The 18,678-nt window shown below is 69.0% G+C and carries 19 protein-coding genes; 10 read left to right on the top strand and 9 right to left on the bottom strand.

The annotated features are described in order from the left end of the window. Positions 1-3 precede the first annotated feature (3 nt). The 4 genes from ACFV4K_RS19520 to ACFV4K_RS19505 all read right to left on the bottom strand — a co-directional run bounded on the left by ACFV4K_RS19520 (position 4) and on the right by ACFV4K_RS19505 (position 1,504). Positions 4-465 (bottom strand): hypothetical protein, encoded by a 462-nt coding sequence (locus tag ACFV4K_RS19520; RefSeq protein ID WP_379276542.1) that lies wholly within the window; start codon positions 463-465, stop codon positions 4-6. Positions 466-604: 139 nt separating this feature from the next. Next, entirely contained in the window at positions 605-964 is a 360-nt protein-coding gene (locus ACFV4K_RS19515) for a hypothetical protein (RefSeq protein WP_379276540.1), read from the bottom strand. A gap of 32 nt (positions 965-996) precedes the next feature. Continuing rightward, positions 997-1,293, bottom strand: coding sequence for a hypothetical protein (locus ACFV4K_RS19510; RefSeq protein ID WP_357274464.1), 297 nt, complete (start codon positions 1,291-1,293; stop codon positions 997-999). Continuing rightward, on the bottom strand, positions 1,280-1,504 hold the full coding sequence (locus ACFV4K_RS19505; protein ID WP_379276538.1) for a hypothetical protein: 225 nt from the start codon (positions 1,502-1,504) through the stop codon (positions 1,280-1,282). The genes ACFV4K_RS19510 and ACFV4K_RS19505 overlap by 14 nt, the downstream gene beginning before the upstream one ends. 98 nt (positions 1,505-1,602) lie before the next feature. Between ACFV4K_RS19505 and ACFV4K_RS19500 the strand changes: the two genes are divergently transcribed. The 4 genes from ACFV4K_RS19500 (at position 1,603) to ACFV4K_RS19485 (ending at position 5,246) form a co-directional block, all read left to right on the top strand. After that, positions 1,603-2,382, top strand: coding sequence for an alpha/beta fold hydrolase (locus ACFV4K_RS19500; RefSeq protein ID WP_379276537.1), 780 nt, complete (start codon positions 1,603-1,605; stop codon positions 2,380-2,382). 3 nt (positions 2,383-2,385) lie between these two features. After that, on the top strand, positions 2,386-3,150 hold the full coding sequence (locus ACFV4K_RS19495) for a crotonase/enoyl-CoA hydratase family protein (protein ID WP_379276535.1): 765 nt from the start codon (positions 2,386-2,388) through the stop codon (positions 3,148-3,150). A gap of 156 nt (positions 3,151-3,306) precedes the next feature. Then, entirely contained in the window at positions 3,307-4,413 is a 1,107-nt protein-coding gene (locus ACFV4K_RS19490; RefSeq protein ID WP_379276534.1) for a DUF4185 domain-containing protein, read from the top strand. Between the two features lie 104 nt (positions 4,414-4,517). Further along, the gene (locus tag ACFV4K_RS19485; protein WP_379276532.1) at positions 4,518-5,246 is read left to right on the top strand and encodes a class I SAM-dependent methyltransferase; all 729 of its coding nucleotides are present in this window, start codon (positions 4,518-4,520) and stop codon (positions 5,244-5,246) included. A 13-nt stretch (positions 5,247-5,259) separates the two neighbouring features. Here ACFV4K_RS19485 and ACFV4K_RS19480 read toward each other — a convergent pair whose 3' ends face one another. After that, a complete protein-coding gene (locus ACFV4K_RS19480; protein WP_379276530.1) occupies positions 5,260-6,150 on the bottom strand; it encodes an SDR family NAD(P)-dependent oxidoreductase in 891 nt (296 codons plus the stop codon). A 78-nt stretch (positions 6,151-6,228) separates the two neighbouring features. Between ACFV4K_RS19480 and ACFV4K_RS19475 the strand changes: the two genes are divergently transcribed. Continuing rightward, positions 6,229-6,801, top strand: a complete 573-nt coding sequence (locus tag ACFV4K_RS19475) for a TetR/AcrR family transcriptional regulator (RefSeq protein ID WP_379276529.1) — start codon at positions 6,229-6,231, stop codon at positions 6,799-6,801. A 37-nt stretch (positions 6,802-6,838) separates the two neighbouring features. Here the strand turns inward: ACFV4K_RS19475 and ACFV4K_RS19470 are convergent, their stop codons facing one another. After that, positions 6,839-7,444, bottom strand: a complete 606-nt coding sequence (locus tag ACFV4K_RS19470; RefSeq protein WP_379276527.1) for an alpha/beta family hydrolase — start codon at positions 7,442-7,444, stop codon at positions 6,839-6,841. Between the two features lie 369 nt (positions 7,445-7,813). On the opposite strand from ACFV4K_RS19470, the gene ACFV4K_RS19465 reads away from it, so the two are divergent. Continuing rightward, positions 7,814-9,640 carry an acyl-CoA dehydrogenase gene (locus ACFV4K_RS19465; protein WP_379276526.1) on the top strand — a complete coding sequence of 609 codons (1,827 nt, stop codon included), beginning with the start codon at positions 7,814-7,816 and terminating at the stop codon, positions 9,638-9,640. 56 nt (positions 9,641-9,696) lie between these two features. Here ACFV4K_RS19465 and ACFV4K_RS19460 read toward each other — a convergent pair whose 3' ends face one another. Beyond that, positions 9,697-11,331 carry a VanW family protein gene (locus ACFV4K_RS19460; RefSeq protein ID WP_379276525.1) on the bottom strand — a complete coding sequence of 545 codons (1,635 nt, stop codon included), beginning with the start codon at positions 11,329-11,331 and terminating at the stop codon, positions 9,697-9,699. Positions 11,332-11,757: 426 nt separating this feature from the next. Between ACFV4K_RS19460 and gnd the strand changes: the two genes are divergently transcribed. From gnd to ACFV4K_RS19440, 4 genes are all read left to right on the top strand, one after another. After that, positions 11,758-12,786: a phosphogluconate dehydrogenase (NAD(+)-dependent, decarboxylating) gene (gnd, locus tag ACFV4K_RS19455; protein ID WP_379276524.1), complete on the top strand. Its 1,029-nt coding sequence runs from the start codon at positions 11,758-11,760 to the stop codon at positions 12,784-12,786. 164 nt (positions 12,787-12,950) lie between these two features. Then, the gene (locus ACFV4K_RS19450; protein ID WP_379276523.1) at positions 12,951-14,117 is read left to right on the top strand and encodes a glycoside hydrolase family 3 N-terminal domain-containing protein; all 1,167 of its coding nucleotides are present in this window, start codon (positions 12,951-12,953) and stop codon (positions 14,115-14,117) included. Between the two features lie 130 nt (positions 14,118-14,247). Next, positions 14,248-14,856: a TetR/AcrR family transcriptional regulator gene (locus ACFV4K_RS19445; RefSeq protein ID WP_379276521.1), complete on the top strand. Its 609-nt coding sequence runs from the start codon at positions 14,248-14,250 to the stop codon at positions 14,854-14,856. A gap of 100 nt (positions 14,857-14,956) precedes the next feature. After that, complete coding sequence (locus ACFV4K_RS19440) at positions 14,957-16,123, top strand: DUF5685 family protein (protein ID WP_379276519.1); 1,167 nt, start codon at positions 14,957-14,959, stop codon at positions 16,121-16,123. Positions 16,124-16,299: 176 nt separating this feature from the next. Here the strand turns inward: ACFV4K_RS19440 and ACFV4K_RS19435 are convergent, their stop codons facing one another. Both ACFV4K_RS19435 and ACFV4K_RS19430 read right to left on the bottom strand, forming a co-directional pair. Then, the gene (locus ACFV4K_RS19435) at positions 16,300-17,166 is read right to left on the bottom strand and encodes a MaoC family dehydratase (RefSeq protein WP_379276543.1); all 867 of its coding nucleotides are present in this window, start codon (positions 17,164-17,166) and stop codon (positions 16,300-16,302) included. After that, entirely contained in the window at positions 17,166-18,566 is a 1,401-nt protein-coding gene (locus ACFV4K_RS19430; protein WP_379276517.1) for a 3-oxoacyl-ACP reductase, read from the bottom strand. The genes ACFV4K_RS19435 and ACFV4K_RS19430 overlap by 1 nt, the downstream gene beginning before the upstream one ends. Positions 18,567-18,678 lie beyond the last annotated feature (112 nt).

Below are 18,678 nucleotides of genomic sequence, written 5' to 3'. Positions count from 1 at the left end.
GCCCTACTTGGTGCATTCGGTGGCGATCCGCTTGCCGGCCTTGCCCGCCTTGAACAGATCCTCGGTACCGAGGCTCACCTTGGTGGGGTTGGCGCCGTTGGCGCTCTCGATGATCTTCTGGATGCCGCTGTCCGACAGGCCTTCCTGGATGTAGATCCCGGCTACGCAGTCGGCGGTCTGCTGGCTGAGTTTGCCCTTGTCCTGCAAGGCTTTCGAGATCTCGGCGGCGGTCAGCGCGCCGACCGCGCCCGGCGTCGCCGCGATCGAGGACGGGAGGGTCACCCCGGAAGGGAGCGTGGGCAGGCCGGACGGGAGGGTGGTGGGCAGGCCGGACCCGCTGGTCGGCGCCACGGACGTCGGCACACCCGCGGGCGTGGGGGTGGGCGTGGCCGCCTGCTGGCTGTTCGCGCAGGCGGACAGTAGGGGCAGCGCGAGCAGCGCCACCACGACGACGGATTTCCGCATGATGTGATCCCTCCCGGATGCCGGGTCGATCCCGGTCGATTCAGAAATTGCACACCGGCACCGGAGAGTTAACAAGGGCGGCGCGGAAACCTCAGGCCGCCAAGGCCCCTGGCGGCCGGAGCCGCCGGGGAGCCACCCGCTACTGCTGCTTGAGGCAGTCGGTCACGATCTTGTTGGTGGCCGAGCGCGCCTTCTCCGCGTCCTCCTTGCTCATGCCGAGCGACTCCGGATCGGTGGCGGCCGCGGACTTGGCGTCATTCTTGATCATGATGCGCAGGCCGTCCTGCGAAATACCCTGATCCACATAGACTTTGGCGGCGCAGTCGGCGAGCTTCGCGTCCTTGAGGCCGCCGTCCTGCAACGCCTTGGAGACGTCCGCCTGGCTGACGTCGGCGGGCTTGTCGCCGCCGCAGCCGGCCAGCAGGGGAAGGGCGACGAGCGCGGCAGCCATCAGGCCTGTGCCGCTCAGAGAAAGACGCACCGGTGCCTCGACTCTCATGATTCGATGGGAGAAATACGCCTGGCACCTTCTCACAGATCCATCGCGGCGCGCAGCGCTGTATCGATTCGCTCGGCCGTCTCGGCGTCCACCTCGGCGACCCGCTCGGCCAGCCAGCCGCGATAGATGCGGCCCAGATTGCCGGCGTGCACCCAGCCGTGGCCCGGAATGGGGACCGCGAGGATGTCCTGCGGATCGGCGGCCTCGACCTCGGCCGCGATCAGCCAGGGCCGCGGCGACTCGTTGATGCCGTCGCTGGAGATGAGAACGATGGTGCGGGTACGGGTGGTGCCGTGCGGGTGGTAGACCCAGAGTTCACCCCTGCGCACGCAGCTCCTTCTCGGCGGCCAGCATTTCCGCCTCGTCGGCGGCGGCGAGGTCGACCGGATCCGATGCCGGGCCGCACCCCAACCGCACGGCTTCGCGACGCGCGGCGCGGGAGATCCACGCCGACGGCGACATGCCCGCGCGGGCGGCGGCGTCCTGGGCAAAGGACCAGGCGGCCTCGTCCAGCGACAGGGTCACTTTCCGGGTTGCCATACCTTTTATCGTACCGGCGGGGGCCCGTTTTCCAGCCTGTTGGCGACACGTCAACAACTGTAGGGTGACATCAGCGATCGCGGCCCGGGGAGTGACAGATGACCACGTTGAACCATTACCGGACCGGCAGCGGCGAACCGCTCGTGCTGGTGCACGGCGTCGGCAGCCGCTGGGAGGTGTGGGAGCCGATCATCGGCACGCTCGCCGAATCCTTCGACGTGATCGCCGTGGACCTGCCCGGCTTCGGCGGCAGCGAGCCGCTGGCCGACACCACCGTCACCACCCTGGCCGACGCGCTGGCCGCATTCCTCGCCGCCGAGGGGCTCGAACAGCCGCATCTGGCGGGCAATTCCATGGGCGGCGGCATCGTCCTGGACCTGGCCGCGCGCGGCCTGGCCCGCTCGGCCACCGCCTTCTCCCCCATCGGCTGCTGGGGCACGACCGGCCGGATCTGGTGCCAGCAGGCGCTCGGGCGGGCGAAACAGCTGCTCACCGCGGCGCGCCCGGCCGTGCCCATCGTGCTCGGCAACACCGTGGGCCGGTCCGCGACCCTCGGCCTGGTGTTCGGCAAGCCCTGGCAGCTCGACACCCGGATGTCGATGGAGACCGTCGAGGGCCTGCTCGGCGCGGCGGGCTTCGACGCCGCGCTGGCCTCCTTCACGAACTTCCGGCTCCCCGAACCGGCCGCCCTGGCCGATGTCCCGATCACCGTCGCCTGGGGCAATCGTGACATTCTGCTCACGTACGCCACTCAGGCCCGCCGCGCCCGCGCGCTGCTGCCCGGTGCGCGGCACGTCACCCTGCACGGCAGCGGCCACACGCCGTTCTCCGACGATCCGGCCGGCTGTGCGCGACTGCTCCTGGACCGGATCGGATAAGGAATGACCGTGAGCCACAACGTTTCCCTGACCATCGACGGCGACCGGGCGTACGTGGCCCTGGATCGGCCGGACAAGCACAACGGCCTGACCATCGACATGCTCAACGAGCTGGTCCGGGTGGCGGGCGTGATCGGCAAGCGCCCGGACGTGCGCGCGGTCATCCTGACCGGCAATGGGCCCAGCTTCAGCTCCGGGCTCGACGTCGCCAAGGCGATGGGCAACCCGATCGACGTGGTCCGCAACTTCGTCCCGCTGCCGTGGCGCGGCACCAACACCTTCCAGGAGGCGTGCTGGGCGTGGCGGCGACTGCCGCAGCCGGTGATCGCGGTGGTGCACGGTCGATGCTACGGCGGCGGACTACAGCTCGCGCTGGCGGCCGACTTCCGGTTCGTCACACCGGATTCGGAGTTCTCGGTGATGGAGGCCAAGCACGGCCTGATCCCCGACATGACCGGCGCGGCCACACTGTCGCGGCTCATCGGCATCGATCAGGCGCTGCTGCTGACCATGACCGCCGACCCGGTCGACGCCGCCTACGCCGAGCGCATCGGTCTGGTCACCGAGGTGTCGGCGGACCCGCGCGCGGCCGCCGAGAAGCTGGCCGATCGGATCGCGGCGCGCTCCCCGCACGCGGTGGCCGCCGCCAAGAAGATGTTCGACCGCACCTGGCAAACTTCGGTGCGCCGGACCCTGTCCATCGAACGCGCCACCCAGCTGCCTCTTATCGTCCGACAGACCCTCGGACGTGATAGGAATGGAAAGTAAGCCAATTCACGGCAAACACACTGGTGTGCAGTCCCGATCGACTCGCGATCACTGTTAGCATTTTCACACTTTGCCAACGAGTCGAACGCATTGTGCGGTCCGCCACATACCGTTTGGTCCGCGCATTATTCGGCGAGACCCGGAGGACGCACGCAATTGACCAAGACCGCTCCGCTGCTGCTGTCCGCTGTGGCCGGTGCCACGGCCTTGCTCCTGGCGATGACATCACCGGCCGCAGCAAACCCCAACGCCATCAATCCGATTCCCGTGCTCAACGGAACCAACGGTTTGCCACAGCTACCGGGCCGGACCAAAGCCGTCTTCCAGGTCACCGGCATGGCGAGCCCGAACAACACCCAGGCCTACAACGTGCTCGGCACCGACCTGGGCATCATGTGGGACAACGGCAACGGCGAAATGCTGACCGCCTTCGGTGACACCGCCGGTCTGGGCCTGCCGAACCTGCTGGTCGGCAGCACCTGGGCCTGGCGCTCCAACATCCTGGTCCGCTCGCACACCCAGGACCCGTCCAACGGCGTCTACTTCGACTCCGTGGTGCGGGACATCTTCGGCCAGGCCCGCGACCTGATCCCGAGCCCCAAGATCCCGTTCATCGAGATCAGCCGCATCCCCACCGCGGCCATCTCGGTCGGCGGCACCCAGATCATGAGCCTGATGTCGGTGAAGAGCTGGGACGACATCGGCCAGTGGACCACCAACTACTCCAGCCTCGCGGTCTCCGGCGACAACGGCGAGAACTGGGTCGAACTGCCCGCCACCCGCCGCGCCGACGACGGCGGGAACTCCAACTTCCAGATGAACGCCTTCGTCAAGCGCGGCGGCTTCCTGTACGACTTCGGCACCGACTCCGGGCGCAACCACCCGGCCTACGTGGCCCGCGTCCCGGAGGGCGCCGCCACCGATCTCGGCGCCTACGAGTACTGGGACGGCGGCCGGTGGCAGAAGGACATCAATGCCGCGCAGCCGGTGGTGGGCGGCGGCGTCTCCGAGATGTCGGTGATGTGGAACGACTACCTCGGGCAATACATCATGCTGACCACGGACCCGTGGAACTCGGTGGTCATGTACACCTCGCCGAGCCCGGAGGGGCCGTGGAGCCCGCCGTCGGTGCTCATCGACACCCGCGAACTCCCGACCGCCTACGCGCCCTACATCTTCCCGTACCAGACCGGGCGTGACCTGTACTTCCTCACCACCGTCCACAGCCAGTACAACGTGTTGCTGATGCACACGACGCTCTAGCGGAACCCGACTCCCGGGACTCCGGCCCGCTCGACCCGACGCCCGCGAACGCCCCCCTTCGCGGGCGGCTTTCGTCGGCGGGCACGACTTCTAGACTCGTTCCCATGGATACCGCCGCATGGGACGAGCACTACTCCGCCACCGAACTGGTGTGGGGCGCGCCCCCGAACGCCACGGTGGTCGAGCAGGTCTTCGGGCTGGAACGCCGGGTGCCGGTCGGCGGGCACGGGATCGGCGAGGGCCGGCCCGAGCTGCCGCGAGTACTGGACCTGGGCTGCGGCGAGGGCCGCAACGCGCTCTGGCTCGCCACCCACGGCTGGCAGGTCGACGCCGTCGACTTCTCCCAGACCGGTATCGACAAGGGCCGTACCGTCGCCGCCCGGCTCTCCCGCTCGGTGCGCGGGCGCATCCACTGGGTGCACGGCAATGTCACCGATCTGGACCGCGCGGGCATCACCGGCCCCTACGAACTGATCCTGGTCGCCTTCCTGCACCTGCCGCCCGAGGACCGGCGCATCATGCTGCTGCGCGCGGCCGGGATGCTCTCCCCCGAGGGCACCCTGCTGGTCATCGGCAACGACACCCTCAATCTGACCGAAGGCTATGGCGGCGAACAGGATCCGGCCCTCACCTTCACCCCGGCCGATATCATCGCCGATCTCGCCTCCGCCGAACCGGCCATTCGCGTCCGGATCGCCGACCGCGTGCACCGGCCCACCGAGGACCGCGACGCCATCGACGCCCTGGTGGTCGCCACCCGCCCGGCGGTCGAGGACCCGGACGCGCCACGGGCTCTCGAGGTTCCCCCGCCTCCGGCGCTGGACATGTTCTGACGGCTGCGGCCCGTCAGCGGTCGACGGTCAGCCCTGTGAGCCGTGCGCTCTCGTCCCACAGCCGCGTGCGGCGGGCCGGATCGGTGGTGTGCGCGGCCGTCGCGACATCCTTGCGGCGCACGAAGAATCGACCGGACACGCCCTCGAGTTCGGGCGCGGTGGCCAGCCAGACCGGTGTATCGGCCCCGGCGTCGGGACCGGGCAGCAGCGGATTGACCCACTGCGACCAGCCGAAGACTCGCAGCAGCCCGCGCGCGGATTCCCGGCCCAGCCCGGTGTGCCGGATGATCCCCGGATGCGCGCCGTTGACGGTCACGCCGCTGCCCGCGAGCCGCTCGGCCAGGCTGTAGACGAACATCGCGTTCATGTTCTTGGTGCGCCCGTAGGCCACGAAAGGCCGGAAACTGGGCGGGAATCCGAGCGCCCGCGGATTCCGGAATCCCAGATCGTCGAGATCGACGGGCACCGAGCGCAACGCGGCCGGTGAGGCCCCGACCACCACCAGTCGCGCGGATCGCCCGGTGTCGGCGAGGTTCTCACCCAGGGTGCGCAGCAGCAGGTACGGCGCGAGGTGGTTGGTGGCCAGGGTCGGCTGCAAGCCCTCGGCGGTGCGGTCTGCGATGTCGGCCACCACCGCCGCATTGCTGATCAGAATGTCGATCCGGCTGTCCCGCAGGCGATCCCCGAGCGCACGCACGTCCGCGACCAGCGAGAGATCCGCGAGTTCGTTCCGCAGCACCGCGTCGGGCACGGCCGCCGTGATCCGTTCCCGCGCGGCGCGCAACCGGCCCGGGTCCCGCCCGACCAGCACCACCTCCGCACCGGCCGCGGCCAGCTGCCGCGCGATCGCTTCCCCGATGCCGTTCGTCGCGCCCGTGACGACGGCTGTTGTTCCCCGGTCCATACCCGCTCCCATCAGAGGTTGACAGTGTCAACCTAGGCGCGCTGGTTGACACTGTCAACCACTGATTACGATGGACCGATGCCGCCGTCCACCCGCACCGTGCTGCTCGATTCCGCTCTCCGCCTGCTCGACGCCGGCGGGGTCGAGGCCGTCACGCTGCGCGAGGTCGGCAGCGGCGCGGGCGTCTCGCACAACGCGCCCTACAAACACTTCGCAAACAAGGACGCGCTGCTCGCGGCGGTCGCCGCCCGCGAATTGTCCGAGCGCTCAGCGGATTTCGCCCGCATCGTGCAGGATCGTCCGGAGCCGGTCGAGATGCTGCGCGGGGTGCTGCACGGCTACATCGCGTGGGCACTCGAACACCCCGCCCGCTTCAAGCTGGTCTTCGGCCACTGGGCCGACGAGACCCCCGAACTCGCGGAGACCGGGCGCAATGCCCAGAATGCGCTGATCGCCCTGGTCGGGCTGGCCCAGGAGGCGGGCAGCCTGCCCGGCGGCGACACCGAACGCATGGCCTCCCTGGTCCGCGCGCTGGCCCACGGGGCCGCCGACCTCGCCTCCTCCGGCCACCTGGACGCGAACGGCAAAGGGCACGCGACGCCGACCGACCTCGTCGACGACCTGCTCGCCTACCTCAGCAAAGCCCGCTGAGCCCGCAAGACGGATTCACCCGGCGGTGCGCAACCGCTCAGTTCGCGGACCAGCGTTCCAACCACGGCTCGATCGCGGCGACGATCTCCTCGAACCCGGCGCGATACGAATGCGCCTGTCCCGCAATGACATGCACCTCGGCCGCATCGGCGGCATCGGGAATACCGAAGGGGTCGCGCGCGCCATTGACCACGACGACCTCGATGTCGCCGGATTCCAGCAGTTCTTCGCGCCGCGACTTCTCCGGCTTACCGGGTGGATGCAGCGGGAACGACAACGCGACCACGCCGCGCGCACCGGCCTCGCGCGCGGTCCGGCACGCCACCCGCGCGCCATTGCTACGCCCGCCCTGGATCAGCGGCGCGCTCCGGACCTTCTTCCGCAGGGCCGCGATGATTTCGAGCCAAGCCGCGTCCTGCACGTCGGCCTTGCCGGGCGCGCGCCGCCCCGCGACCCGATAGGGCTGGGTCACCAACGCCACCGCGCCGCCCAGGGCGACAGCCGAATCCCGCACGGCCAGCAAATCTTTCGCATCGACCCCGCCGCCGGAGCCGTGGGTGAGCACCAGCAGGAATCCGGGCTTCTTCCGCCCGGGCTCGGCGATCTCCGCCTCCGCCGGTCCCGCACTCGTCTCGATCCGCATATACGCACCGTAACCACCGTCACAGGCCGGTTTCGCGCGGCACACCGGAGGTGTGCACGAGGGTTGCCCACGCGCCCGGAGCCGACGGTGTCGAGGGCCTCACGCCGCCCCGTCATCGATCTCCCGCAGGGCTTTCACCTGCGACGACGGGATCCCCGCGGACTCAACGAAACCCCCACCCCCGGTTACCCGCGTGCTTTCGGTCACATTCGGCCTGGATCGGGTTGGCGGGCCCCCTACCGGTCGGTAACATGGCGCATAAGTTACCCGCTAGTAGCGCTGCTTTACGGTGTCTACCCGGTGGAGACCTTACGGGCGGGAACGGCACACACCGAACCGCACCCATCTCAATGGAGAGTGAGTACGACCATGGGTCACTACAAGAGCAACGTTCGCGACCTCGAGTTCAACCTGTTCGAGTTCCTGGGCATCCAGAAGCTCCTCGACGCGGGCGCCTACGGCGACCTCGACGCCGACACCGTCAAGGAAATGCTGAGCGAGGTCCGTCGCCTGGCCGAGGGCCCGCTCGCCGAGTCCTTCGCCGATGCCGACCGCAACCCGCCGGTGTTCAACCCCGACACTCACACGGTCACTCTCCCCGAGTCGTTCAAGAAGTCCTACCGCGCCCTCGAGGACGGCGGCTGGTCCAAGGTTCCGGTCCGCGAGGAGCTCGGCGGCCTCGGCGCCCCGTCCGTCGTCGGCTGGGCGCTGGGCGAGATGGTCCTGGGCGCCAACCCGGCCGCCCAGATGTACGCCGCCGGTGCGGGTTTCGCGCAGGTCTTCTACAACAACGGCACCGATGAGCAGAAGCAGTGGGCTCAGAAGATCGCCGACCGCAACTGGGGCGCCACCATGGTGCTGACCGAGCCCGACGCGGGCTCCGACGTCGGCGCCGGCCGCACCAAGGCGATCCAGCAGGAGGACGGCTCCTGGCACATCGAGGGCGTCAAGCGCTTCATCACCTCGGGTGACTCGGACGACCTCTTCGAGAACATCATGCACCTGGTGCTGGCCCGCCCCGAGGGCGCCGGCCCGGGCACCAAGGGTCTGTCGCTGTTCTACGTGCCGAAGTTCCACTTCGACTTCGACACCGACACCATGGGTGAGCGCAACGGCGTGTTCGTCACCAATGTCGAGCACAAGATGGGCATCAAGGTCTCGGCCACCTGTGAGGTCACCTTCGGCGGCCACGGCGTGCCCGCCAAGGGCTGGCTGGTCGGCGAGATCCACAACGGCATCGCGCAGATGTTCGACGTCATCGAGAACGCTCGAATGATGGTGGGCACCAAGGCCATCGCCACCCTGTCGACCGGTTACCTGAACGCGCTCGAGTACGCCAAGACCCGTGTCCAGGGCGCCGACCTGACCCAGATGACCGACAAGGCCGCCCCGCGCGTCACCATCACCCACCACCCGGACGTGCGTCGTTCGCTGGCCATGCAGAAGGCGTACGCCGAGGGCCTGCGCGCCGTGTACCTGTACACCGCCGCGCACCAGAACGCCGACGTCGCCGAGCTGGTCTCGGGCGCCGACAAGGACACCGCGTTCCGCGTCAACGACCTGCTGCTCCCGATCGTCAAGGGTGTCGGCTCCGAGCGGGCCTACCAGTACCTGACCGACTCGCTGCAGACCTTCGGTGGCTCCGGCTTCCTGCAGGACTACCCGATCGAGCAGTACATCCGCGACGCCAAGATCGACTCGCTGTACGAGGGCACCACCGCCATCCAGGCGCAGGACTTCTTCTTCCGCAAGATCGCCCGCGACCGCGGCGTGGCGCTGGCCCACGTGGCCGGCCAGATCCAGAGCTTCATCGAGCGTGAGGGTGGCAACGGCCGTCTGAAGGCCGAGCGCAAGCTGCTCGCCACCGCCCTCGAGGACGTGCAGGGCATGGCCGCCACCCTGACCGGGCACCTGATGGGCGCCCAGCAGGACCCGAAGGAGCTCTACAAGGTCGGCCTGGGTTCGGTCCGCTTCCTGCTGGCCGTCGGTGACCTGATCATCGGCTGGCTGCTGCTGTCGCAGGCCGAGGTCGCCATCAACGCCCTCGACGCCGGCTCCACCGAGAAGTTCTACGACGGCAAGATCGCCACCGCGCAGTTCTTCGCCCGCAACGTGCTGCCCGAGCTGACCTCGGTCCGCACCGTCCTGTCGAACCTCGACAACGACATCATGGAACTCGACGAAGCCGCGTTCTGATAGCTGAATGACGAAGGGGCCCGGGTGATTACCCGGGCCCCTTCGCTATATCCGGATCACTGGCACCGCACGACCGGGATCGGGTCGTACTTGACGGTGCGGGTGTTGCGGAAGATCTCCTTGCCCGTCTTGGCGTCGCGGATGACGCGGGTGTCGGAGGTGGTGAAGCCGGAGCCGCCGCCGGAGGGGACGCAGTCCTTGCCCGCGGGCAGCGTGATGGTCTGGGGCTCGGTGTATTTGGAGCGGTCGCCGGTGATCGATTCGACGTCGACGGTCTTGGTGCTCCACATCCGGACGGTCACGTTCGCGGCGTCGGAGGTGGCGTCGATGATCACGCCGTACGGTGTGTTGTTGCGGAATTTCAGGTCGATCGCGCCGTCGAAGACGGTGGCCTCGCGGGCGGCCGGGTAGCGCGAGATGTAGTAGCTGTGCTCGGTGTGGCCCGCGTCCTCCATGCCCGCGAAATACGCGGCGTTGTAGAGGGTGGTGGCGAACTGCGAGATGCCGCCGCCGACCGCGTTGGCGGGACGGCCGTTATTGATGATGCCGGACTCCACGTAGCCCTCGGCCACGCCGCGGGGGCCGGTGAAACCGTTGAGCGAGAACGTCTCCCCGGGCCGCACCAGCGCGCCGTTCACCTTGCGGGCGACCACGCCGATGTTCACCCCGGACGGCCCGCTGAACCCGCCGGTGGTGAAGGAGCCGATCACCTCGGTGATGCCCAGCTTGCCCGCCTCCTCGGTGGTCAGCTTGGGCTGCACCTCCTTGTAGGCCACCGGCTTCACCCGCATACCCGGCGAATCCAGCACGGCCGGAAGGTCTTCCAGGGTCTTGTCCCAGTCGACCAGCAGCCCGGGCACCGCGGGCCGCACAGCGGCGCGGGAACCGCTCAGGTCGAAGCTCGCGTCCTGCGGCTTCGTCTCGGTGGCCTGCAACTGCGGGGCCAGGATAGCGGTCATCGCCTCCCGGTTGATCGAAAGGCCCAGTCCGCCATGGCCGTCCGGCGGGAAGGCGAGCACGCTCGCGATCTGCGCCGGTTCCACGGTGGCGTCGCCGCCCTGTCCGGTGAACGCGATCGGGGCGCGCACGGCCGGTTCGGCGACCATCCGCAGGGTGCGGTCGACGGCGTCGGCGGTCACCTTGGCCGGGGTCTCCACCATGGGCAGGGTCATCGCCGATCCGTCGGCCCAGTGCTCGATCAGGGTGGCACGGGCGGCCGGGGCGTCGAGGGTCAGGCCGGGCACCGGGCGGACCGCGACGGGCCGCGCGCCCTCGAAGGCGATCCCGCCCTCGACCGGACGCCGATCCTGCGCCCGCAGGGCTTCCAGCTGCTTGTCCATGGCCGTGGCGTCGACAGTGGAGGCGGGTTCCACGTCGTGGGTGGTGAAGAAGGACGCGATCCGGGTGAACGGGTTGAGCGGCTGACCGCCGATCCGGTCCCAGGTGCCGTCCCAGTCGACGCCCAGTCCGGCGGCGCGCGGCACCACGTCGGTGGTGGCGTCTCCGGTGTGGACGGTGATCGGCCGGGTCGCCCGCTGTTCGAGCGCGGGTTCCAGTCGGGCCCGTGCGGCCGCCCGGTCCTCGCCGCCGATGTCGATCCCGGCCACCTGCGTACCGCGCGGCACATTTCCGGACGAAACGGACAGATCGACCAGGTACCCGACCGTCGCAGCGGCTGCCAGCACACCCATGGCGATCCCGGCGCGACGCCCGGCATTTGAATTCATAACGTGGCGTACGCGAGCAATTCCACCGGTCACGAACCATCTCCCCAGCTCTCAGCAAACCTGCTGCAACGATACCGGTCGTCCGGTTTTGGAGCAGTCCTGAGACGCAAAGAGCTCCGTGCGGTTGCCGGGTCGGGGGTCTGGCAACAGCACGGAGCCACCCGTTCTATCGACACCGGTTCCAGGGTGTTACACACCCATTTCACGAATCGGGATATCTATCCGGACGAGCTATCGTCGTACTGATCAAGGCGACACCTGATCTCGTGAGATGCGGGTAACTCACCGGATACGTCCAAGGTCGGTTCGGCTCGCAACCGCCGGCACGGGTACTACAACGGTGAACGGCTCTCAGCCGCCCGCTAAAGGCGCGGAGAGGCGGATTGGGCTATGCAGCTGGGGATGATCGGGCTCGGGCGGATGGGCGCGAATATCGTGCGCCGGATCGTGCGCGACGGGCATACCGCGGTCGGATATGAACGCAAGCCCGAGCACATCGAGGAACTCGCCGGGGAACTCGGCGACAAGTTCCAGGGCAGTACCGAACTCCAGAAATTCGTGGCCATGCTCGACACCCCACGCGTGGTGTGGGTGATGATCCCCGCCGGTGCGACGGGCACGGTCATCGACAATGTCGCCGAGCTGCTGGCGCCCGGCGACATCATCATCGACGGCGGCAACAGCCGCTACCACGAGGACATAGCCCGCGCGAACATGCTGCGGCCCAAGGGGATTCACTACGTCGACATCGGCACCTCGGGCGGCGTGTTCGGTCTCGACCGCGGCTTCTGCCTGATGATCGGCGGCGAACCGGAACCGGTCGCGCACCTGGATCCGCTGCTGAGATCCATCGCCCCCGGCGTCGACGCCGCACCCCGCACACCCGGCCGCAGCGGCACCCCGTCCCAGGCCGAGCAGGGTTATCTGCACTGCGGCCCGGCGGGTGCGGGGCATTTCGTGAAGATGGTGCACAACGGGATCGAATACGGCGCCATGGCCGCCTATGCCGAGGGCCTCAATATCCTGCACAAGGCGAATGTCGGCAGCGAACAGGACGACGAGCATTCCGCGGAAGTCACGCCGCTCGAACATCCCGAGTACTACCGCTACGACATCGATATCCCCGAGGTGGCCGAGGTGTGGCGGCGCGGATCGGTGGTGGCGTCCTGGCTGCTCGATCTCACCGCCGCCGAGTTGTACGCCGACCCGAATCTCGACTCGTTCGGCGGCCGGGTCTCCGACTCCGGCGAGGGCCGCTGGACCGTGGACGCCGCCATCGACGAGGGCGTGCCCGCGCCGGTGCTGTCGGCGGCACTGTTCCAGCGTTTCGCCTCCCGCGGCGAAGCCCTGTTCGCGGACAAGACACTGTCGGCCATGCGCCAGGCCTTCGGCGGGCATCACGAACTGCCGAAGCGGTAAGTGGGATACGAAAGGCGACAACAGATTTCGCGAGCTTCGGGGTAACTCGCCGGGTACGTCCAGAATCGGCTCGGCTCCCAGCCGCCGGCACGGGTTCGAAACGGCAGACGGCTCTCAGCCGTCCGCTGAAGTCTCGGGGAGGCGGAGGAGCTACCGTCGAAGACATGCGCCTTGCACCGGGGATCGTTGTCGCGGTAACCGCCCTCGCACTGACCGCCTGTTCGAGCGGGAAGGACTCCACCGACGCCACGCCGACCAGCGGTAGCGCGGCACCGAGCAGCAGCGCCGTCGTGCCGCCGCCGACGACGACGGGCAAGCAGGACTGCGCGGCCGGGTATCTCTCGGAGTTCACCCTGCGGCAGAAGCTCGCGCAGCTGCTGACCGTCGGCGTGACCGGTGAGGCCGACGCCGAGAACGTGGTGCGGAACGAGCAGATCGGCGGCATCTTCATCGGCAGCTGGACCGACAAGGCCATGCTGGCCCAGCATCAGGTCGACGCCGTTCAGCAGGCATCACGGACCCCGCTCATGGTGACCATCGACGAGGAGGGCGGCCGGGTCTCGCGGGCCAAGGACCTGATCGGGCCCGCGCCCTCGGCCCGGGTGATCGCCCAGACCATGAGTCCCGACGAGTTCTACACCTTCAGCCTGGACCGGGCGAAGAAGCTGCGGGCGCTGGGCGTGACCGTGGACTTCGCGCCGGACACCGATGTGAGCGCGCAGCCCGACGACTCGGTGATCGGCGACCGCTCCTTCTCCGACGATCCGGATGTGGTGACGCAGTACGCGGGCGCGCAGATCCGGGCCATGAAGGACGCCGGGCTGGGCAGTGTGATCAAGCATTTCCCGGGTCACGGCTCGGGTTCGGGCGACTCGCACACCGGCGCGGTGCGCACGCCGCCGCTGGATCAGATGCAGACCACGGACCTGGTCCCGTTCCGCAATCTGGTGGATTCGGGCGCCGCTGTGATGGTCGGGCACCTGGATGTGCCGGGTCTGACCACCGCGAATGTGCCGGCCAGTATCAGCCCGCAGGCGATGGCGCTGCTGCGTCAGGGCACGGGTTACGGCGCAGCACCCTTCGAGGGCGTCATCTTCACCGATGACCTGGGCGGCATGGCCGCGATCACCAGCCGGATGAGCATCGAGGACGCGGTGGAGGCCGCCCTGATCGCGGGGGCCGACAATGCCCTGTGGATCACCACGGACGCGGTGCCGAAGGTGCTGGACCGGCTCGTGACGGCGGTGAACAGTGGCCGCTTACCGGGATCCCAGGTGGATGCCTCGGTCTTGCGCATGGCAAGGTTCAAGGGCTCCGCGCCGCACTGCTGAGATCGGCCCCGACGCCGCCGTCCAGGCATGGCGAATCACCGGCAATTCACACTGGCGGAACTTACCATGGAGTAAGATAAGGGCTTCGGCGTTTGCGATGAGCGCCGGAGGTCCGGTCCGAGGAGAGTGAATGGCAGGCGGAACGAAACGGCTTCCTCGCGCGGTGCGCGAGCAGCAGATGCTCGACGCCGCCGTGGAGGTCTTCTCGCGCAAGGGCTACCACGACACCTCGATGGACGCGATCGCCGCCGAGGCGAAGATCTCCAAGCCGATGCTGTACCTCTACTACGGCTCCAAGGACGAACTCTTCCGCGCCTGCATCCTGCGCGAGAGCGCGCGGTTCATCGAAGCGGTCGCGGTCGCGGGCAACCCCAAACTCACCCCGCACGAGCAGCTGCGCGCGGGCCTGGAGGCGTTCCTCGCCTACGTGGACCAGAACCGGCTGTCGTGGCAGGTCCTCTACCGGCAGGCGCTCGGCCAGCAGCCGTTCGCCACCGAGATCGCCAACAGCCGCGACCGGATCATCGAGCTGACCGCGAAACTGCTGGAGTCCAGTGCCAAGTACGCCGAGCCGGGCACCAATTTCGAGGTGGTGGCGGTGGCGGTGATCGGCGCGGGCGAGGCCATCGCCGACCGGGTCGCCAGCGGGCAGATCGACATGGACGTGGCCGTGAACCTGCTCGACGATCTGGCCTGGCGCGGTCTGTCCGGCAACAAGAAGCGGGCCGAGCCCGCCTGAACCGGTCGGCCCGCCGGACTTGCCGTCCCGGCGCGCGCCTGCCACAGTTCGCTGCGATCGTGTTGCAGGACGGCCCTTCCGGCCGGGGAGCGGGGACATCTTGTTCGGCTTGCTGAAGCCGTGCGCGCACAGTGCGGCACGGCACGGAATCGACCCCTCGGCGTGGCAGGCGCACATGTGCGGTCTGTGCCTGGGCCTGCGCGAGGGGCACGGCCAGCTGGCCCGCGCGGCCACCAATACCGACGCCATCGTGCTCGAGATCCTCACCGAGGCACAGCAATCGCTGCCTTCGGCGCGTACGGCCGCGGGCCCGTGCCCGCTGCGCGGTATGCGCCGGGCCGAGGTGCTCGCCGCGGACGCGCCCGGGGTCCGGCTGGCCGCCACCGCGTCACTGCTGCTGGGCGCGGCCAAGATTCGCGATCACGTGGACGACGGTGACGCCCACCGGCTGGCCCGCCGTCGGCTGACCCGCGTCTCCACCCGCTGGCACGCCCGGGCCCGCTCGGCCGCCGCGCCGCTGGGCCTGGATGTGGAACCCCTGATCGCGGCCATCGAATCGCAGCTGCGCCTGGAGAACTCGCCCGGCAGCTCGCTGGCGGAACTGACCGAGCCGACCCAGGTCTGTGCCGCGGAGCTGTTCGCGCACACCGCGATCCTGGCCGATCGCCCCGAGAACGCCGACGCGCTGCGCGAAGCCGGATGGCATTTCGGCCGGATCGCCCATCTCGCGGACGCGCTCGAGGATCTCGACGCCGACCGGGCCGAGGGGCGTTTCAATCCGCTGTCCGCCACCGGAACCACGCCGGAGCAGGCGCATGCCCTGGTGGCCGAATCGAATTCGCTCTTGCGCGCGGCCCTGACCCGGGTCGCCCTGGACCGGACCGCGACGGTCCGCTGGGCGCTGCTCGATCCGCTGGGCAGTGTGGTCAAGCAGCTCGGCCGGGCCGCGGGCGTCGTCCACACCTGCGCCACGGGCGCGTGCCGCACCCAGACCGCGGCGCTGCCGGTGGCGACCTTCACGCAGCGACCGGGTTCGGATGACCTGCGCGAGAAGCCGAACCTACTCGAAGGTCTCGGCATCATCTGCACCCAGTACTGCACCGGATACGCGTGCTGCGCGGAGCACACCGGCCCGTGCAGCGGCCGCCGCAAGGAGCCGTGGATGAACTGCTGCGACGGCTGCGGGAATTGCGGCTGTGACGGCTGCGGGGACTGCTGCGACTGTGACTGCGACTGCTGCGACTGCGGTTGCGATTGCAGCTGCTGACGCCGAACCGGCGTCAGTCCCCACGAAATGACAAGAGCCGCACGCTGTTTCGTACCGGATATAGAAACCCCTGCGTGGCGACATCCGGTATCCGAGACAACGTGCGGCTCTTCACCCCCGTCGGGCGGGCCGTGTGATCACGGCTCCGCCCGAAACCTCGGGTGTCAGGCTCGTACTCAGCGCAGCGTAGCGGTGAGGTGTGGATAGCCCTTCTTCGGGTGCTTCAAGGACAAGTCCCATCCACCGGACGCCTGGTCGGCGTACACGTTCACGGTGGACGGCAGCAGGATCGGCTTGCCGAACTTCACCGAGTAGGTGGTCCGGTCCGGAACCCGGCCCTCGATGGACCCGAGGATGGCGGCCGCCGACCACATGCCGTGCGCGATCGGCTTCGGGAATCCGAAGGCCTTGGCGCCCAGCGCGGAGGTGTGGATCGGGTTGTGGTCGCCCGACGCGGCGGCGTAGCGGTTGATCATCTTCTGATCGACCCGCAGCGTGCGCAGCGGCGCGGGCGGCACCTCGTCCGGCTTCGGCTCCGGCTTGGGGCCGCCGGACAGCGAGGTGCGCTGCTGGTGCAGGAAGGTGGTGACCTGCCGCCACACCAGCTCACGACCGACGCTCACCTCGGTGACGGCGTCCACGAGCAGGCCCTTCGGGTGCTCGCGCAGGTTCTCGATGTGGGTGTCGAAGTCCAGCGGCTCGGCGACCGAGATGGGACGGGTGCGCTCGATGACGTTCTCCGCGTGCACCGCGCCGACCGCCACGAACGGGAAGTCCCGGGCGACGACCAGCTGCATGGCCAGCGGGAAGCTGAGCACGAACGGGTAGGTCAGCGGCAGCGAGTCGCTGAAGCGCAGCCCGGTTGCCCGGCAGTAGGCGGCCAGGTGGTCCGGGTTCACCCGGAAGCCCTCCAGCCGGACGCTGCGGTCGGGCAGGGTCGGCTTGCGGGCCGAGAGTCCGGGCACCGGCAGCGCGCCGAGGGCGGCCTTGACGAACAGGCCGCCGTTCTTCGGCACCTCGGACAGAGTGATGGTCTGCGACATCATGCTCCGATCATGGCCTGGCCGCAGACGCGAACGATATTGCCGTTCACCGCGTTCGAGGCCGGGGAGGCGAAGTAGGCGATGGTCTCGGCGACGTCCACGGTCTGACCACCCTGCAGCAGGGAGGACAGCAGGCGGCCGCCCTCACGGGTGGCCAGCGGGATGGCGGCGGTCATGGCGGTCTCGATGAAGCCGGGGGCCACCGCGTTGATGGTGATGCCCTTCTCGGCCAGCTTCGGGGCCTCGGCGTTCACCATGCCGATGACACCGGCCTTGGAGGCGCCGTAGTTGGTCTGACCGCGGTTACCGGCGATACCGGCGATGGAGGACACGTCGATGACGCGGCCGCCGGCGCGCAGCGCGCCCGCGGCGACCAGGCCCTCGGTGATGCGGTGCGGCGCGGCCAGGTTCACGTTGATGACCGAGTTCCAGCGGCCCTCGTCCATATTGGCGAGCAGCTTGTCGCGGGTGATGCCGGCGTTGTGGACGACGATGTCGATGCCGCCGAAGCGCTCGGTGGCGAAGGCGGCCAGCTTCTCGGCGGCGTCGGCGGCGGTGACGTCCAGCGCGAGGGCGGTGGCGCCGACCTTGTTGGCGGTCTCGGACAGCGCCTCGCCGGCGGCCGGGATGTCGGCGACGATCACGGTCGCGCCGTCCCGGGCGAAGACCTCGGCGATGGTGGCGCCGATGCCGCGGGCGGCGCCGGTGACCACGGCCACCTTGCCCTCCAGCGGCTTGTCCCAGGAGGCGGGGGCGACGGCGTCGTCGGAGCCGACCCGGAAGACCTGGCCGTCGACGAAGGCCGACTTGCCCGACAGCACGAAGCGCAGGGTGGACTCCAGACCCGTTGCGGCGGTGGCGGCTTCGGGGTGCAGATACACGAGGTTGGAGGTGGCGCCGCGCAGCAGCTCCTTGCCGACCGAGCGGGTGAAGCCCTCGAGCGCGCGCTGCGCGATCTGGCCGTCGACCGAACCGGCCAGCTCCGGGGTGGTGCCGATGACCAGCACGCGGCCCGAGGGGGCGATGCTGCGCATGGCGGGCTGGAAGAACTCGAACAGCTGCTGCAGCTCTTCGATGGTGCGGATGCCGGTGGCGTCGAACACCAGCGCGCCGAACTTCACGCCCGGGGTGACGGCGTCGACGAAGGTGTAGTCGCCCAGCAGGTTTCGCACGGCGTCCGCGGCGCGGCCCTTGCCGCCGAGCAGCACGGGGCCGGGGAGAGCGGCTTCGCCCGCCTTGTAGCGGCGCAGCGTCTCCGGCTGCGGCAGGCCCAGCTTCGAGGCCAGGAACGCGCCGGGGGCGGAGTGAACGAAAGATCCGTAGAGGTTGGGAGCGCCCTTGCTCTTGCTGGCAGCCACGTTTCCTACCTTCTCCTTGTCTAGGTCCGCGGGAAGCGGCATAGCGCACATCTGCGGGGTACGGTGTCGACAATGAACTTACTCCAGAGTAAGTTTAATGTAAACCGATTGACGCGCACCCCCCGGGGCTGCGCGTGCGGAAACCTCCCACCGA

The organism is Nocardia sp. NPDC059764 (assembly GCF_042732555.1).
Lineage (GTDB): Bacteria > Actinomycetota > Actinomycetes > Mycobacteriales > Mycobacteriaceae > Nocardia.
Note: the sequence above shows the minus strand (reverse complement) of the source record. Positions and strands in the feature narration are given on the sequence as shown.

Excerpts from the sequence above, each read along its gene's own strand:
- ACFV4K_RS19465 (WP_379276526.1), top strand. The coding sequence starts at position 7,814 with ATGGGTCACTACAAGAGCAACGTTCGCGACCTCGAGTTCAACCTGTTC.
- ACFV4K_RS19505 (WP_379276538.1), bottom strand. The coding sequence starts at position 1,504 with ATGGCAACCCGGAAAGTGACCCTGTCGCTGGACGAGGCCGCCTGGTCC.
- ACFV4K_RS19475 (WP_379276529.1), top strand. The coding sequence starts at position 6,229 with ATGCCGCCGTCCACCCGCACCGTGCTGCTCGATTCCGCTCTCCGCCTG.
- ACFV4K_RS19460 (WP_379276525.1), bottom strand. The coding sequence starts at position 11,331 with ATGGGTGTGCTGGCAGCCGCTGCGACGGTCGGGTACCTGGTCGATCTG.
- ACFV4K_RS19495 (WP_379276535.1), top strand. The coding sequence starts at position 2,386 with ATGACCGTGAGCCACAACGTTTCCCTGACCATCGACGGCGACCGGGCG.
- ACFV4K_RS19515 (WP_379276540.1), bottom strand. The coding sequence starts at position 964 with ATGAGAGTCGAGGCACCGGTGCGTCTTTCTCTGAGCGGCACAGGCCTG.
- ACFV4K_RS19430 (WP_379276517.1), bottom strand. The coding sequence starts at position 18,566 with ATGCCGCTTCCCGCGGACCTAGACAAGGAGAAGGTAGGAAACGTGGCT.
- ACFV4K_RS19520 (WP_379276542.1), bottom strand. The coding sequence starts at position 465 with ATGCGGAAATCCGTCGTCGTGGTGGCGCTGCTCGCGCTGCCCCTACTG.
- ACFV4K_RS19485 (WP_379276532.1), top strand. The coding sequence starts at position 4,518 with ATGGATACCGCCGCATGGGACGAGCACTACTCCGCCACCGAACTGGTG.
- ACFV4K_RS19470 (WP_379276527.1), bottom strand. The coding sequence starts at position 7,444 with ATGCGGATCGAGACGAGTGCGGGACCGGCGGAGGCGGAGATCGCCGAG.
- ACFV4K_RS19450 (WP_379276523.1), top strand. The coding sequence starts at position 12,951 with ATGCGCCTTGCACCGGGGATCGTTGTCGCGGTAACCGCCCTCGCACTG.
- ACFV4K_RS19500 (WP_379276537.1), top strand. The coding sequence starts at position 1,603 with ATGACCACGTTGAACCATTACCGGACCGGCAGCGGCGAACCGCTCGTG.
- ACFV4K_RS19445 (WP_379276521.1), top strand. The coding sequence starts at position 14,248 with ATGGCAGGCGGAACGAAACGGCTTCCTCGCGCGGTGCGCGAGCAGCAG.
- ACFV4K_RS19480 (WP_379276530.1), bottom strand. The coding sequence starts at position 6,150 with ATGGACCGGGGAACAACAGCCGTCGTCACGGGCGCGACGAACGGCATC.
- gnd (WP_379276524.1), top strand. The coding sequence starts at position 11,758 with ATGCAGCTGGGGATGATCGGGCTCGGGCGGATGGGCGCGAATATCGTG.
- ACFV4K_RS19435 (WP_379276543.1), bottom strand. The coding sequence starts at position 17,166 with ATGTCGCAGACCATCACTCTGTCCGAGGTGCCGAAGAACGGCGGCCTG.